General features: G+C 67.7%; 12 protein-coding genes. 7 read left to right on the top strand and 5 right to left on the bottom strand.

Going from position 1 to position 15139, the window contains the following annotated elements; translation table 11 throughout:
* Positions 1–9: 9 nt before the first annotated feature.
* The 6 genes from ACIBVN_RS30670 to ACIBVN_RS30645 all read left to right on the top strand — a co-directional run bounded on the left by ACIBVN_RS30670 (position 10) and on the right by ACIBVN_RS30645 (position 5150).
* Positions 10–1437, top strand: coding sequence for a hypothetical protein (locus ACIBVN_RS30670; protein WP_397142256.1), 1428 nt, complete (start codon positions 10–12; stop codon positions 1435–1437).
* A gap of 20 nt (positions 1438–1457) precedes the next feature.
* On the top strand, positions 1458–1934 hold the full coding sequence (locus tag ACIBVN_RS30665; RefSeq protein WP_397142254.1) for a hypothetical protein: 477 nt from the start codon (positions 1458–1460) through the stop codon (positions 1932–1934).
* 9 nt (positions 1935–1943) lie between these two features.
* On the top strand, positions 1944–3257 hold the full coding sequence (locus ACIBVN_RS30660) for a hypothetical protein (protein ID WP_397142252.1): 1314 nt from the start codon (positions 1944–1946) through the stop codon (positions 3255–3257).
* A 195-nt stretch (positions 3258–3452) separates the two neighbouring features.
* On the top strand, positions 3453–3758 hold the full coding sequence (locus ACIBVN_RS30655; RefSeq protein WP_397142250.1) for a hypothetical protein: 306 nt from the start codon (positions 3453–3455) through the stop codon (positions 3756–3758).
* Positions 3755–4936 carry a transglycosylase SLT domain-containing protein gene (locus tag ACIBVN_RS30650; RefSeq protein WP_397142248.1) on the top strand — a complete coding sequence of 394 codons (1182 nt, stop codon included), beginning with the start codon at positions 3755–3757 and terminating at the stop codon, positions 4934–4936. Before ACIBVN_RS30655 ends, ACIBVN_RS30650 begins: the two co-directional genes overlap by 4 nt.
* 91 nt (positions 4937–5027) lie before the next feature.
* Positions 5028–5150, top strand: coding sequence for a hypothetical protein (locus ACIBVN_RS30645; RefSeq protein WP_397142246.1), 123 nt, complete (start codon positions 5028–5030; stop codon positions 5148–5150).
* A 15-nt stretch (positions 5151–5165) separates the two neighbouring features.
* On the opposite strand, the gene ACIBVN_RS30640 is transcribed toward ACIBVN_RS30645, so the two are convergent.
* Positions 5166–7388 (bottom strand): serine/threonine protein kinase, encoded by a 2223-nt coding sequence (locus ACIBVN_RS30640; protein ID WP_397142244.1) that lies wholly within the window; start codon positions 7386–7388, stop codon positions 5166–5168.
* A gap of 245 nt (positions 7389–7633) precedes the next feature.
* Between ACIBVN_RS30640 and ACIBVN_RS30635 the strand changes: the two genes are divergently transcribed.
* A complete protein-coding gene (locus ACIBVN_RS30635; RefSeq protein WP_397142242.1) occupies positions 7634–7825 on the top strand; it encodes a hypothetical protein in 192 nt (63 codons plus the stop codon).
* Here ACIBVN_RS30635 and ACIBVN_RS30630 read toward each other — a convergent pair.
* The 4 genes from ACIBVN_RS30630 to ACIBVN_RS30615 form a co-directional block, all read right to left on the bottom strand.
* Positions 7815–13970 carry a hypothetical protein gene (locus ACIBVN_RS30630; RefSeq protein ID WP_397142240.1) on the bottom strand — a complete coding sequence of 2052 codons (6156 nt, stop codon included), beginning with the start codon at positions 13968–13970 and terminating at the stop codon, positions 7815–7817. The genes ACIBVN_RS30635 and ACIBVN_RS30630 overlap by 11 nt on opposite strands.
* 6 nt (positions 13971–13976) lie before the next feature.
* On the bottom strand, positions 13977–14276 hold the full coding sequence (locus ACIBVN_RS30625) for a hypothetical protein (protein ID WP_397142238.1): 300 nt from the start codon (positions 14274–14276) through the stop codon (positions 13977–13979).
* Positions 14273–14656: a YbaB/EbfC family nucleoid-associated protein gene (locus ACIBVN_RS30620; protein ID WP_397142236.1), complete on the bottom strand. Its 384-nt coding sequence runs from the start codon at positions 14654–14656 to the stop codon at positions 14273–14275. The genes ACIBVN_RS30625 and ACIBVN_RS30620 overlap by 4 nt, the downstream gene beginning before the upstream one ends.
* Before the next feature lie 166 nt (positions 14657–14822).
* The gene (locus ACIBVN_RS30615) at positions 14823–15095 is read right to left on the bottom strand and encodes a WXG100 family type VII secretion target (protein WP_026214895.1); all 273 of its coding nucleotides are present in this window, start codon (positions 15093–15095) and stop codon (positions 14823–14825) included.
* Positions 15096–15139: the final 44 nt, after the last annotated feature.

Below are 15139 nucleotides of genomic sequence, written 5' to 3'. Positions count from 1 at the left end.
AACGCGACGATGGCGACTGGCAAGCGGGAACGGCTGCAGATCGCTCCGGGGGTCGTGCCGGCGCCCGGCGGTGAGGACCAGTACAACAAGGCGACCATCCAGAACCTCCTGCAGGACACCTCGCCCGCCATGATCTCGGACGTGGGCTTCGCTTACATGCACGCGGCCAATGCCATCAAGGACGCCTGTGCAGCGCTGAAGACCCAGGCGCAGGCACTCGCCGGCGTATGGAAGGGTCCGGACGCGGCCCAGGTCCAGGAAGCCCTGCGCATGTTGTACTCCACCGGGATGGAGATCTCCACCAAGATGGACCGGATGTCCACCGGCGTCCGAACCTATGCGCAGACGCATCTCCCCCAGGCGATCAGCAAGGTCAACGCGATCAATCCCGGGGATACGGCCCAGGAGGGCAGCGCCGGAGGGGCCTCCGGCTACAGCACAAGCCAGCAGGCCGAACAGGCCGCCGATCAGCAGGCTGCCAATGCCGCGGCCGAGGAGGAGAACCGCCAGGCGCGTGAGGCACTCCGCACGCTGAATGGCGAGCTCAACTCCATCTGGGCCGCACACGTTCCCGTGGACATCGAGGTCGACCTGCCGACGATCAACCTTGGCGCCGGCGACGGCCACGACCCGGCCGACCCGTACGGCGGACGCAACCCGGGCGACATCGTCGTGAGCGGCAACAGTGGCGGGAGCAGCGGCGGGAACGGTGACGGGAGCGGTGGCGGGAGCGGTGGCGGGAACAGCGGCTCCGCTGGGGGCGGCTACCGCGGTGGGAACACCGGACCCCACGACGGCACAACGGGCGGGGATCAGCGCGGCGACCGGCCGGGCGGACAGGACGAACGCGGCGAAGACGACCGCGGCGGCGGAAACGGCACGGACCGGCCGGGCGAGGGCGACCAGACCAACCAGCCAGGCGACCAGTCCAACCAGCCAGGCGACCAGAACGCGGGCGACCAGGATGGCAGGGGCAACGGCGGTCCGGACAGCAGCCGGCAGGGCGACACCGTCCCGCCGGTGATCGGCCAGGACGAACAGCAGCACACCCGACTCGGCGACACCGATAGCCAGATCGACCCGAAGCGTACCGAAAACGTCAGTTACGACCCCACGATCTCGCAGCCCACCAGTACGCCGCACCAGAACACGATAACCACGCGACCCACCACCCCGGCGATCACACCGACGACGCAGGGACCGGTCACGGTGATCGGCGAGCCGATGTCCGGCCGCCCCGCCTCCATCCCGTCCGCCGCCGTGCGGGGGTCCGGAGCCACGCCGTTCTTGGGCATGCCGTACGCGCCACTTGGCCACGCCGGCATGATCGGCGACCAGGGCGGGGAAGCCGTACGGAACGTCAACCTTCCCGTGGATCGAAGCCAATGGGACCCGCAGCTCGATGAGCACACACCGGTGTCTGACACGATCCGTTGACGCGAGAAAGGGCAACCATCATGGCTTTTCGCCTCGATCCTGACTGGCCTGGGCTCAAGGACCAACCGAGCGTCGACGACCACGACGTTGATGACACCAACATGAAGCGCATCGCCGGCGACATGGAAGCACTACTGGACCGCCTCACCCGAAACACAGGCTCCGCCGAATCCGCAGAGTTCGAGCCTGGCGACCAGCTGCCGGCCGCTCCACAACTTTCAGAAGGCGCCGGGACTCTCCCCGATCTACAACGGATATGCGCCATCACCGAGACGCAGATGGGTGGCAGCGACCCAATGTGGACGACGGCGAACGGCTTCGCCCGATCAATCATGAACGCCTATGTCCTCCTGGTCGGCGAGCAAGGTAGCGGCTCCGGCAAGTACGCGCTGCTGACCGCAAAGGACGAGAAAGGCAACTGGCCGCTGGCCGAGACGGTGCGGACAATGGGCAAGCGCTGGGGCGAGGCCAACGAAGCCAACACTTTCCAGGTCTAGGAGCACGACATGGGCGAGAAACCGCAGAACGTCTCATCGGAGCCGATCACGTCCATGGGGATGCGGCCCGGGAGCACCCAGGATCCGCAGACCACCTGGGTGACGGGGGCCGGTTGGCTCACCACGGAGGCCGCCAACAAGATCAAGGAGTGGTTCGAGAGCACCGATCCGGTGGCCGTCCAGCGGGCCGGCTCCTACTACCTCGCCGCCGAAGGGTTGCTCAACCGCTTCGCTCACGACTTCAAGGAGAAGGCGATCGAGCTGGCTCAGCACTACAAGGGGCCTACCGCCAAAGCGACCCAGGAGCAGTTGCAGTACTTTCATGCGAGCGTCCGCGAGCTGGCGGACAAGTTCGGCGAGGTGGGCAGGCCGCTCCAGGATTACGCCCAAACGCTGGCGCGTGCCCAGCAGGACATCAAAACCAGCGATGACCTCGGGTTCTTTGAAGGAGTCCCCTTCAAGCGCATGCACGACCTGGAGAACAAGGCGAAGGATCTGCTCAAGAAAGTCAACGAAGAGATCGTCCAGCACTACGACCGGCTTCCTCGCTCAATCCAGCAGGCCATGCCTGACCCCAACCTCAATGGCGGCACCCCTCCGTTCGAGAAGATCAACATGCCTTCCTCCTTCGACGGCCCGAACTTCGATCCGAACTCGATGAACTCCTCCGGTTACGACCCGAACGCGCTCAACCGGCCGGGACTGGATCCGAAAAACTTCGACACCGACGGGATGAACGACGACGGAATCGACACCCGCCCGATCAAGACGGACGGGTTCAACACCGGCCCGACGGATCCCGGCAGGCTCAATGGCAACGGTCTCAATGGCAATGGGATCGACCCCAATGGCCTCGGCCAGCGCGGCATGGGTGACAATGCGTTCGACACGAGCGGCCTGAACCCCAACGGCATGAACCCCAACGACCTGGACCCCAACAGCCTGAACCCCAACGGCCTGAACCCGAACGGCCTGAACCCCAGCGACCTGAACGACCGAACGGGCTTGGCGAATTACGTCCCGAACACCGCATTGACGGATCCGAACGCGCTGAACACCCCGACCGGGTACAACACGTCAGGAAACTCGGCCGGCAGCGGGTACGGCTCCAGCGTGGGGAACGGGACGGCGGCGACGGCGGCGAACGCAACCCGCGGCACCGGCATGAACGGCGCACCGTTCTTCCCCATGAACGCCCATCCGGCCGGCGCCAACCAGGATGGTCAAGGGAACCGAACCTCCCCTCTTTACGAGGACGACGATGTCTACACCGGCGGCGGCCCCGACACCATCGTCAGCAACATCGACCACCGCACGGTGTGAGGCGAATCCCTGGTCCTTGGACGAAGGGCTGAGGGTAGGCGAACCAGCCGCCGTGCGGCGACCATGCCGTCGAGACCCGGTGCCGAGCGCCACAGAGTGGGGCGCGCCGATCAGCCCATACGGCGTATACGTAACTCAGTTAGCATTTCCCCACTATGTTCCGCTGTATGCGGCTCCGGAGGAAGGACGACCGCGGTGGCAGGCTTCGACCTCAACCGTCAGGCGCTCGAGCGAATGCGCCGGACCGTGATCGAGGCTGCTGGGCAGCTGGGCTCGATCGGCGACAATTTCGCTGACAAGGCGCCCAATTCGTCGATCTTCGGTACGGTTGCGAGCGCGGACATCCTGGCCAAGGCAGTGAACGGAGTCGAGCAGCGCGCGAGTGATGAGTACGGGAAGGCAGAGAGCAACCTGAAGGCTGTCGAGCGCGCGATCGGCAAGGTCCAGACGAACATCGACCAGGCAGACCTCGACAGCACACCGGGTGAGAGCAAAAAGTGAGCCTGCGCGACCAGATCGCCGCACTCCCCGGCGGCGGCCAGCTGACCCCCAGCATGGACAAGGTCAACGGCGACCCAGAGAAGATCAGGGCGATCGCCGCCCGCTGGCGTCTGCTGGGCAACGCCTCCTTCGAGGAGCCTGCCAACCGCGGCGAGGTGGCCAAGCCCGGCCCACTCGGCGACATCGCCGGCGCCGCGCGGCTCGTGGACGACGCGTGGAACGGTGACTCGGCCCGGGCGTTCCTCGACCACATGAAAAGTTACGGCAACGCGGGTCTGGCGCTGCAGGAGGCGCTCGACGACTGTGCCAGGTTCCTGGAGGACGCCGCGGACTCGCTCGATCGTGCCAAGCGAGGCGTGAACGGCATCTGCGAGACCCTGCTCACCCAGGTCTCCACCTTCAGAACCAAATACAGGAATTACCCGGCCTCCGATGTCGAGCCCGGTGTGGAGAGCATAGTCAAGAAGCATGTGGAGCCTGTCCAGACCCACGCGTCGAACGCGGAGACGGCCGTCTCCGCCGCCGCCAGATCGATCAACCAACGACTGGGCGAGAACCGGCTGCCGTTCACGTTCGAAGACATCAAGCCTCCAGAGGAGGAGGGCTTCGTCGGCACGAGGAGCGGCTGGACACCAGTGTCTCCCGAAGAGCTGTCCGACCCGGTCAGGACCACGCTCAGCGGCGACGCGGGCAGCGGCGGGGGCGCGGGGACGGGCGGCGGCGCCGCCTACAGCGGCGTCTCCGGCGGAGGCGGCCCGCCCGCGCCCAAGGAGCAGGTGGTCCAGTGGATCCAGAACGCGATCAAGGAGATGAAGGACCCCCGCTACGCCGCCGAACTGCGCCGCCGCGGGATCGACCTCAGCGACCTGGATCCGAACGACCCCAAGGACATCGAACGCATCTGGACGATCATCTTCCATGAGTCCGGTGGTAGGCCGGATGCGATCAACAACTGGGACATCAACGCGCAGAACGGCGTGCCGTCGCAGGGCCTGATGCAGACCATCCCACCCACGTTCAACGCCCATAAGCTGCCCGGCCACGACGAGATCCTCAACCCGGTGGACAACATCATCGCCGGCGTCCTGTACACCTACGGTCGCTACGGCGACCTGGCCCACCACCCGGGCATCTGGTCTCTGGAGAACGAGCCCAACGGTGGCTACAAACCGTACTAGAGGGCCTGTACGGAGTTCGGAACACATCAAGCCAGCCGGGCACTAGGAGTTCGTGCCCGGCTCCGGCCACCGGCTCGACAGCCGTCGGACGATGAGCCACACCGTGGCCGCCATCGTCGAATACATGCACTACGCCATCGAGCGCTACAGCTCAGTATCCGCGGTGCCGGGGGTCGTGGGGATGACGACCGGGTCCGGCTACCACGGTTACTGAGTCGGTCAGCGGGTCCTAGCCGCAGTTGGACCAGTCGACGCTGGTGCTGCCCGAGCCGGCGCTGCCGGAGTACTTCACACACTTGCCCTTGGCGGGCAGCTTGACGGGCCCCGCGTAGTACTCGAAGTTGCCCGAGTCGGTTTGGCTCCCGCCGCCCTTCACCTCGAGCGTGGCGCTGACGGGGGTGGCCTTGCCCACGTTCGGGCCCGACTTGAGGGTGACCACGCAGTTCTGCCCCGTGCTGTTGTTCCAGAGCTGGTACGTGGTGCCGCCGCTGAACGAGCTCGACCGCTGGACGACGAACCCGCCACCGCACACCTGGGTCGCGGTGTAGGGGTTCGGCTTCGACGGCGGAGGGGTCGTCTTCGTCGGAGTCGGCTTCGGCGTCGTCTTGGTGGGGGTCGGCCTCGGCGTCGTCTTGGTGGGGGTCGGCTTCGGCGTCGTCTTCGTCGGCGTCGGCTTTGCGGTCGTCTTGGTGGGGGTCGGCCTCTGGGTCGGCCGCTGCGTCGTCCGCGTCGGCGTCGGCTCCGGCTCCCTCGTGGGCTCCTTGGTGGGCTCCTTCGTGGGCTCCTGGGTCGGGCTCTGGGTCGGCGTCGGGCTGGGCGGCACGGTCTTGGTCACCGTGGCCGTCGGCCTGGCCTTCCTGGTCTTGGTCGGCTTGCCGGTCGCCGTCGGCTGCTGAGTCTGGGTCGGCTGGGCCTGGGTCGGCTGGGCCGTCGTCGTGACTGTGGGGATGGGAACCGGCTGCGTCGGGACCAGCGTCGGCGTCGGCGCGGTCGGGATGACGGGCAACTGGGGGCCGGCCGTGGGATCGTCGCTCGGAAGCGTCATGGGGCCAACCCCGTTGTCGTCATAAGGGGTTGGGGTGGTAGCCCACGGCGCCGTAACCACCGCTTGCGGCTGGGTGGGCGCGACGCTGGTGGACCCCTGGGCAGCGAAGGCGTCGCCCTGTTGATTCGCCTGATTCGTCGGCTCCCCGCTGGCCGCGGCAGCTGGGGCGAAAGTGACCTTGTTCGAGTACGCACTCGCGCCCCACAGGCCGAGCCCGGACAGGAGCACGACCGCGGTCACGCCCGCCACGAGGCCGACCGGGAACGGCTTGCGCGGCTGGCCGCCACCCTGCCCGCCGGGGACGACCGTCGGTGTCCAGCCCTGGGGCTGGCTCTGCGAGCCCGGCGGGGGTCCCCAGATCTGGGGCGGCACGCCCCCATTATCCACCGGTCCCTGCGCCATCGGGCCCTGCACCATGGGGCCCTGCGCCATCGGGCTGGAATCCACAGGGCCGGGCTGGATGGGCGGCTGGTCTGCGGGACCGGCCTGCATCGGCCCTTGCTGCATGGGCGCCATGGGGCCCTGGGGCGGCATCATGGGCGTCTGTGCGCCCTCGATCGACAGCTGGATGGGCAGGACCCCGGGCGGGACGGGAAGCGGCTGCCCCCCGATCAGCGTGGGCGGCGGCACCGGCACGCCCTCGATCGCCGAGGCGGGCATCGGCGCCTTGCTGTCGCCGAGCAACCGCAGCAGGGCCGTGTACGTCGTCGGCCGCCCGGACACGTCCTTGGCCAGCGCGGCCAGCACCACCTGTCGCAGCGGCTCGGGCAGCTCCCCCACCTCGGGCTCGCCGTTCAGCACCGACTCGGCGTCCTGGCCGAACGGGGCGGACCCGGTCGCCGCGAACACGACGGTCGCGGCCCACGCGAACACGTCCGCGTACGGCCCGTACCTCAGCCCGTTGATCTGCTCCGGGGCGCGGTAGCCGATCTCGCCCACGGGGTCGCCGATCTCGATGTCGGTGACGCGGAGCCCCTCGCCGGTGAGGATCACGTTCGACGGGGTGAGTCCGCGGTGCGCGAACCCGGCGAGGTGGACCGCGGTCAGCGCGGTCAGCATCCCCACCGCCACGCGCTCCAGCGAGTCCCCGCTCAGGGGCCCGTCGGCGGCGACGGTCTCGGCCAGCGAGCGGCCCTCGACGTGCTCCCTGACCACGTACGACAGGCCGTCCTCTGTGCCGGCGTCGATGGTGCGGGCCACGTACGAGCTCGACACCTTCGCGACGCTCTTGAGCCTGCCCGCGAAACCGGGGTCGGCCGGGTCGGCCTGCAACGTCTTGATGGCGACGCGTGCCGCTTCCTCGGACTCCCGTCCCAGGTAGACAACGCCCCGAGGTCCTTCGCCGAGCCGGTCCACGATTTCGTGGCCACCGATGCGCTCAGGCAAAGAGGAGTCCTTCTCGGCCATGACCGTCCTTCCGAGCATCCCTCGTGATCGCAGGACATTTAATCAAATAAGCCACATACGTATCACTAGTTTCGGCTTCCGCGATCTGACTGTTAACCGGCAATTTGCACCGGAGCCGCGGGGCGCCGCCGCGCCCGAGCGCGAACCGCGCCGCCGGCCTCGTCCGCGGCCCATCGGCACGAGCGCCCAGGGCCACGACCCCCAACTGCTCGGACGGCGCCCGCCTTGAGGTCGGGCTGGTCCTGATGACCTCGGCCGGCAAGGACACAGGGCTGGCCTATTTGGGTCATGCGCTGGAAGGCCGTGCGGTGGTTCTGCCACGCCTGCTGGAAACGCTGGGCGCCCGGCCCTGTCCACGCCGTGCCGACCTTGGCGGCCTCGCGGTCGAGCGCGGTCATGGTGGTGCGGACCGCTCCCGATCGAAGGTCAGCGCATGATGACCCCGGGATGTGCGGCGTCGAACTCGGCGAGCCCTTCAGGGGTGAGCCTCAGGTAGAGGCCCTTGTCGACGTCTATCACCAGAGGCTGGCCCTCTCCGTGGAGCACGACGGAGATGTCCAATTCGAGGTACGTGTTCTCGTGCTGCTCCTCCATGAAGTTACGTTCGACGATGTTGGCGTTCCGCGATGCGGCTTCGTCCGCCGTCTTCGTGCTGCCACCGATGCCGCCGAAGCCCAGGTTCCCTTCGCCGGTGGATCCGGTGGACCCGCCTACTCGGGCGGCCCGGCCCCGGCCGTGCTCCTGGCCGTGCCCGGTTGTGCTCATGGTCTGCGCGTAGACGCGTTGTTTGACCAGCGCGCTGGTGATCTCGCGGGCCCCGTTGACGTCGATCCCCACCCTGCCGATCCCTGGGATCTCGTAGTCATGCGCGAGCAACTGCTCTATATGCGCGCGCATGGTGCTTTCCTTGGTGGCCTCGGTCAGGGACATGCCGGCCGGGCGAGAGAGCTCGAATCCGTTGGGCCGGTTGTCCAGCGAGGGCACCTCCTCCCTGAGCTTCGGCGGTACCGCGGCCAGCGGCGCCCATCGCTCCACCAATGTGGCGGCCGGGAACGCGACCTGGCTGACGTCGCCCTTGGGGACACCCTTCCCGAGCGTGGTGGTCATGGTGTTGGGTCCTGCCGGCTCCGCCCATCGCGGGTCTGCGGCGACGACCGGCGTACGCGCCGCGACCGGGGTGCCTGGCGGCACCTCCGTGGTGAGGTGCCCCGGCACCAATACGCCGAGTTCGCCGTCCGCGACCGCGCTGGACGTCGAGGTGACCCCGACATGCTTGTCAAAGAGCCGCACGGCCCCGTCATGTCCGGTCACCTCGCCCACCTTGAGCAGGACGTTGCGGGCCGCACTCTGCATGGGTTCCAGGACAGGGCGGACCTGGGCGCGCTCGATCGTGATCTCGTACGTGACGGGATGCTTGAACTCCTGCGGGGCTTCGCGCGTCTGGTAACGGTTGATGTCTTTCACATTCGTTCCGCGCGCGTCCACGGTGTGGGAGTCGCGGAAGTTCGCGAACGCCGCTTCTGCTCCCCTGAGCTGGCCGTCAGAAGACTCGGAGTAGCGCGCGAGCAGCTCCGCGCCGCGGTCCGAGCCCGCCTCGCGCAGGCTCAGGTCGCCGCTGAGGCGCTCGCTGCGGAGCATGAGGCCGGCGTCAGGACGCTCGCCGACGTGTACGCCGTCGCCGATCTCGGCCGTGACCCGGATACCCACGCGTTCGGTGACCCGGTCGTGTTCATCTGTGAGGAACAACCAGGAGGACACTCCGTTTCCGCGGAGTTCCCCCAATTTCGTGGCGAGCGCATCCTGGCTGTAGTTGCCGCGCAGGTGCTCGGCCACCGGGTGGTTCGTGAACTCCTGGTCCGGGAAGAGCAGCCCCTCGTCGCGAAGCTTCTCGAGGATCTTCGGGAGTACGGTCTGCGCGTCGAGATGCTGAACGGCGGCGGTGCTCATCGCCGCCTCGGGTGCGGAATAGGCACGGGTCGTGTCCCCCGCCTGCTTGGCGGGCTCCACGGCCTCCGGGCCTGCCAATCCGTGACGGCGTGCCACCTCGTCAGGAAGGACGAGGTCCATGATCTCCCCCACCCGGACGTATGTGGTCGGGCCCCGCTCGACCGTTTCCCCGTTGGTTCTGGTCGGTGTCATCTCCACGACGAGGTCTCCGCGATACCAGTGCGAGGGACTCTCGTCTGAGTAGGTGACCCGGGCGACGTCGCTGCCGCCCAGGTAGGAGCTTTCCTGGGTCATCCCCTTCGCGGCGGCGTGCACCCCCGCTCGCGCCACGACCTTCCGCTCGTTTCCTGTGGTTTCCTCGTCCCCTCTCGTATGACCTGCCGTCTCACCGCCGTGCTCACCGTCGCGGCCGAAGCTGACGCGCAGACCGGTCCGGGCGTGCCCGCCCAGGGACTGTCTGCTGCGCTCGCTGTCCGTCACCTTCGAGTTACTGCTCGAGTAGATTTCGTGCTCTACCCCGGTCTCCGACTTGACGTGCGTCAACCCGGCCACATCGGCCTTCACATGCACATCGTGCCGCCATCCCCCTTGGTCGGACACCGTGTAGTGCAGGCCGTCAGGGTGAGATGTGATCATGGTTTCCAGCTTGATCACGTCGGTGGCGGTCTCGAACACCGTCGGCACGTCCAGACGCTCCGCCGGCACCGGCAGTCCCGCCCAGTCGGCGTGCGCCTTGGCCACCGTCTGAACCAGGTCAGGCATGGCACCCAGGCGGACGGTGGCGTGCAGCCGGTCGTCGTGAGCCCATACGTCACGGGGCGGCTCGGTCGACGACTCGATGCGACCCAGATGGGCGACGTCCTGCGCGAGCACCGGCGCCTCCGGCAGGTGGGCATTCGGTACGAGGACCTCCGCCTTGCTGCCGTGCACCTCCCACGACGCGTTCGTCACCTCTGTGCCGTATTGCGAGATCCTCATCCTGACGTCGAAGGAGAGATCCCGCGTGATGGTGAAGCCGCCGCTGGTCTCCGTGCGGTCGTACCTCGTGTGACCAGTGGAGAAGCCGGTACTCTCCGCCTTCGTGCCGCTCCCGGTGAGAGACAGGTTCGCAGGGTCGATCTTGAGCTTTTCGGTCACCTCGAGGCGCGCGACAGCGCGCACCTCCGCACGACCTCCGGCAGAGGTCTCCCGCTGGCTGGTGTCGATCCGCGACGTGATCCTGCGCTCGTTCGCCGTCATGTCGGTCGAGCCGACCTCGTGCCGCCGGCCCAGAGCGCCCTCGGCCAGGATCTCGAAGGTGTAGCCGCCGATCGTCTTGTCGTACCTGATCCCGTGCAGGGCATGCGTCAGGTCGGCTTCCAGGGCCACGCCCCCGAAGCGGCTCTCGATGTCCCGGATGATCTGCCGCCTGATCCCCGGCGAGAGGTCGGGCAGTGCCTGATCGACGGCCTGGCAGATCTCCGCGCTGAGGAGCGTCTCCGAGTGGACGCGGATGCCGCTGCCCAGTCCCGTCCCCCGCCCGGCCGCGAGCGTCTCCGGCTCCAGCACGTGAGGGTCGTAGCCACGGTTCGGGTGCTCGCCCCTTGGCGGATATTCACCGACCGGTTCGCTCCGCACGAACTCCGCACGTACGTTGTCGATTTCCTGGTGGAGATCGGCGAGTTTCTGCCGGATATCGTTGAATTCCCCTTGCGACCGGAGATCGTGGCCGAAGACGTCCTGCTCCATCCGGGGCGCGTCGCTGGCCGGTACGGTCAGCTCGGCCTGCACCTCGACCTCGAAGGTGCCCAGCTTCTCGGTCTCGACCTGCAGCCGCATGTGGGCGTCGTACATGGTGACGTCAGCGCGCCTGGTCAGGACGGTGTGGTTGCCGTGTGCTCTGTTGGTGGTCGTCACATGGTCCGACCCGAAGCCGAACCCGCCGACGGCCCGTCCGATGACCTCCGCCCTGCCGCCAAGGCCCAGACCGATCTTGCCGCCCGCATGAACGTTGACGCTCGCGCCCTGCCGATGTGTCGTCCCATCGCTCTCGCGCCGCCCGATGTCGTCCCGGAGCATTGTCTCGATCGGTGACCGCCCGCTTCCGTCAACGGGCTCGATCCGCGTGATCTGGCCGGTGATCTCGATGGAGTCCTCCGCTGATCGCAGCGCGGAGCTCTTGTACCGGACCGCCTCGGAGGTGGTCCCGCTCGACAGCAACGACTGGCTGCGGTTCTTCATCCCCTGTTCGCTGAGCACGGTGGACGTGAGGTGTTCAACGATCTTGACCACCTCACCCGCGGGCACGCCCGCCGACAACGCCCGGCGCTGCACCTCCAGCACCAGAGGCGTGACGTCCATCCCGGTGATGGCGACACCGTGATCACGGAACTTGTGCTCGGCTCCGGCCGGGACCTCGTGGCGAGGCAGCGCCGGTGGATGGTCGGCGGCCAGCAGCGGCCCTTCACGAGTGAACTGCTTGGGGAAGGGGACGGTCACGGACAGCTCGGGGACTGCCGCGGTTCTTGTGACCCGCTCACCGTCGCGGTAGACGTCCAGGGAGATGTCCGCGGCGAAAAAGTCGTGCACCGGGGAGACGGGTTTGTGGCCGCTGATGACCTCGATGCCGTTTGTATGGGTTGTGCGCAATGTGCTGCTGATGCCCGTACGAGGCAGGGCGCTCGCCTCGGCCTCGTCCGACGACTGGTTCAGCGCGCGAACCAGCCCTGCGGTCCGCTCCAGGGAGGAGGCCTGCGAGGACTTGCCTTCCACACCGTCCCCGCCGAACGCGACCGGCTTCTCGGGCGCCAGGCTCGGGTGCTCCACGTGCGTGAACTCGCTCGGCCTCAGCTTGAGGTAGATCACCTTGTCTTCGACACTGAGCGGCACCCCCCTTTGGAGGTGGTTGGTCCATGTGTCGCGGTTGCCGTCGGAAAGCACCTCCGCGAGCCACTCGCGGATCGCGCGTCGTTCCCGCGGAGTGACATCCGTGATGCCGTCGGTCAGGGCCCGCGCCGCCGCCGTCGCGTTTTCCGGAACCTTGACGTCGTGTACGGCCGTTTCGCCCATGGCGCCGATCTCGACGGTGCGAGGTGGATGAATCTCGGGAGGTGGAACGATCTCGGGCTTGTCCTTCCAGGCCACCGGGCCGTCCGGTCGGGACGGCGGAGCCGCGCTCGCCGCTGTGTCCGGGTTCTTGCTGTTGACCGACATCTCCGGAACACCGCGGTCAGCCGACTCCGAGCCGGCCTCAGGTCTCGCCGCCAGAAGGACTTGAACGTTGTTCATGGCGGCCTTCGCTGACTGAAGGAGCGCCTCACGGTCCTTCCAGGTCGGCGGACCGTCGGGCCGGGACGCTGCCCCGTACGCTGACTGCGCGGGCAGCGCGGCGTTCCACCCCGCCCGCGAACCAGCTGACCGGGACGCCGCATCACCCGCCTGCCGCATGAGCGCCTCAGCGCTCTTCCACACCGGCGGGCCGTCGGGCCGGGACGACGCGGCGACTTCGGCCTGCTGGGACGGCACATCGGGGCTCTTCCAGACAGACGGTCCGTCAGCCCCGGCCGGCGAGTTGATGGTGGTCAGCTGGTTGTGGTTCACCACCGCCGACAGGGTCGTCTCACCGCTGGTCCCGGGTGCGCGCGGGGGGCCAGAGTCCGGGCCGGACGGAGGATGTCCGGATGGCGGAGGATCTCCGGACGGCGGAGGATCTCCGGACGGAGAGGTCGGATGGGGCGAGGGCGGGCCGTCGGCGCCATGAGGCAGGGTCGTGAGCAGGTGCTGCCCGTCCGCGCCGAGCGCACTGGACGTGATGCCCTTGGCCAGCATGTCCCAGCTGAAGTTCCCTTGAGCCCACAGGGTTCCCGCGGTCGTGATGCCGCCGGTCAGGGCATATTGCGCGGCCTGCCCGTACAACGACGAGGTGGCCGCGGCCAGCAGCTTCTCGGCCGTGGACATCTCCGCCCTGGTCAGGCCGGCCCGCAGGGCGGGCGTGGCCAGCCGGCTCAGCCCGCCGGAGAGCAGTCCCATGAGCCCGCCCATGGCGCCGCCGGTCAGCGCCGAGATCGCGACCTGCTCGATGTCGATCTCGTCCCTGCGGCCCTTCACCATCTGCAGGATCTGGATGCCCAGGTCCATGCCGGCCACGATCCCGGCGAACAGCGCTATGTTGATCAGGCACCGCTTGGCGATCTGTGCGACCGTCATCCGTGCGAGCTGCACACGTGGTGGGATGAGCGCCAGACTCGCCCCGCCGCTGACCAGGGCTGCGCCCAGCAGATACGCCAGTTGTGCGATCAGCAGCCAGACGGTGGCCTCGATCATGTACTTGGCGTACTGGATCTGCACTCCCACGCCGTTGAGCGCGACAGCGGTGTCCACGAGCCGCCTGACCAACGCGGCGACCTGACCACCGGCCACCGCCTCGACATGGGCGGCGAAGGCGAGGTGGGCCGCCCCGTCCCAGGCGGAGCCGATCTTGGTTGCGCTCCCTGGCTGGTCGGCGGCCGTGCCCTCGACGAGCCGGTGCGCGGCGATCACGCAGGCGTCGGCCAACCGGAAGCAGCCGGCCTCGTCCCCTTCCGGCCAGTCCATGCCGACCACCCAGCCGATGTACGGCTTGGCGAAGTCGGGCACAAGGAACCCGTCGAAGCCCATGGACGATCAGTTGCGCTTGGCGGGGGGCCGCTCAACCGCCTCATAGTTGCGTGCGTTGACGTTCAGGCCCGAGGCGACGCGCTCGAGCTCGTCGATGTACGTCTTCAGGTCGTCGAAGATGCGGCGTTCGATTCCGGGCAGGTTCTTGGCCAGTTCGGCGCCGTACTCGTCGTTGCCGAGCGTCTTCCTGTCCCGGTCGAAGGCGGCGCGGAGTTCGTCACGCGCCTCCTTCGCGTTGCGCTCGAGCTCGTCGTAGACCCTGGCCTGGAGGTGCAGCGCCTCCCACGCCACGGAGTAGCCGGTCATGGGGCCGGCTCCACGGGGCCGGGGAAGAACGCGTCGAGCGTGGCGTGCTCCCCGAAGACGTCCTCGTGCGGCACGCCCTCCGGCATGAGGGGCTTCAAGAGCTGCTTGCTCTGCTCAGAGACCACGGCGGTGGCCTCGTTGACCTGCTGCATGATCGCGTCGGCCAGCTGCGAGGGGGACAAAGTGCGATAAACTCGGGGATTCAGCTCGATGCCGCGCATCTGACCGTGCCGGCCAACGGTCACGCTCACCATCCCGTCCGCGGAACGTGCGGTGTGCTCCATAACGGAGAGCTCTCCGTACGCTTCGCGAATGCGGGCCATCTGCTGGTTGATCTCGCCCGCGAGCTGACTGATCTCTGCCTGGAACGCATCCGCCACAGATGCACCTTTCGTAGGTCCGATCCAGACGGGACCTTACCTCGCCCTTTTCGCGAAGTTTCGGCTACCTCGCAACGTTTAGGCTGCCGTTAACAAAGCCGTCGCGTGGCCTGCCGGATTCAACGGAGGAAGCCCCGGCTCCCTTGCCAGGGCCCCTGTCCGTTGCTCACTTCGTGGCGGACTCGATGTTCTGGCGGTAGGTGCCGATGACCCGCGAAGCCTCCTGGAGCTCCTCGGTCATGCGCTGGAAGGCCGTACGGTAGTTCTGCCACGCCTGCTGGAAACGCTGGGCGCCCGGCCCTGTCCACGCCGTGCCGACCTTGGCGGCCTCGCGGTCGAGCGCGGTCATGGTGGTGCGGACCGCTTCCGACTGCTGCGTGAACTGACTGGCCATCTGCTGCATTTCCGCGGGGTCGCCGCCGAGCATGCTCTGGCTCATGCATACCTCCTGGAACACGTGAAAGCGCCCTCAACCTAAAGGGA

Source organism: Nonomuraea sp. NPDC049400 (assembly GCF_044466425.1).
Lineage (GTDB): Bacteria > Actinomycetota > Actinomycetes > Streptosporangiales > Streptosporangiaceae > Nonomuraea.
This window is presented reverse-complemented; position numbering and strand designations above follow the sequence as displayed.

Bases quoted from the DNA above. Each gene is read 5' to 3' on its own strand.
- ACIBVN_RS30670 (WP_397142256.1), top strand. From the start codon at position 10: ATGGCGACTGGCAAGCGGGAACGGCTGCAGATCGCTCCGGGGGTCGTG.
- ACIBVN_RS30665 (WP_397142254.1), top strand. From the start codon at position 1,458: ATGGCTTTTCGCCTCGATCCTGACTGGCCTGGGCTCAAGGACCAACCG.
- ACIBVN_RS30660 (WP_397142252.1), top strand. From the start codon at position 1,944: ATGGGCGAGAAACCGCAGAACGTCTCATCGGAGCCGATCACGTCCATG.
- ACIBVN_RS30645 (WP_397142246.1), top strand. From the start codon at position 5,028: ATGAGCCACACCGTGGCCGCCATCGTCGAATACATGCACTACGCCATC.
- ACIBVN_RS30640 (WP_397142244.1), bottom strand. From the start codon at position 7,388: ATGGCCGAGAAGGACTCCTCTTTGCCTGAGCGCATCGGTGGCCACGAA.
- ACIBVN_RS30635 (WP_397142242.1), top strand. From the start codon at position 7,634: ATGACCTCGGCCGGCAAGGACACAGGGCTGGCCTATTTGGGTCATGCG.
- ACIBVN_RS30630 (WP_397142240.1), bottom strand. From the start codon at position 13,970: ATGGGCTTCGACGGGTTCCTTGTGCCCGACTTCGCCAAGCCGTACATC.
- ACIBVN_RS30625 (WP_397142238.1), bottom strand. From the start codon at position 14,276: ATGACCGGCTACTCCGTGGCGTGGGAGGCGCTGCACCTCCAGGCCAGG.
- ACIBVN_RS30615 (WP_026214895.1), bottom strand. From the start codon at position 15,095: ATGAGCCAGAGCATGCTCGGCGGCGACCCCGCGGAAATGCAGCAGATG.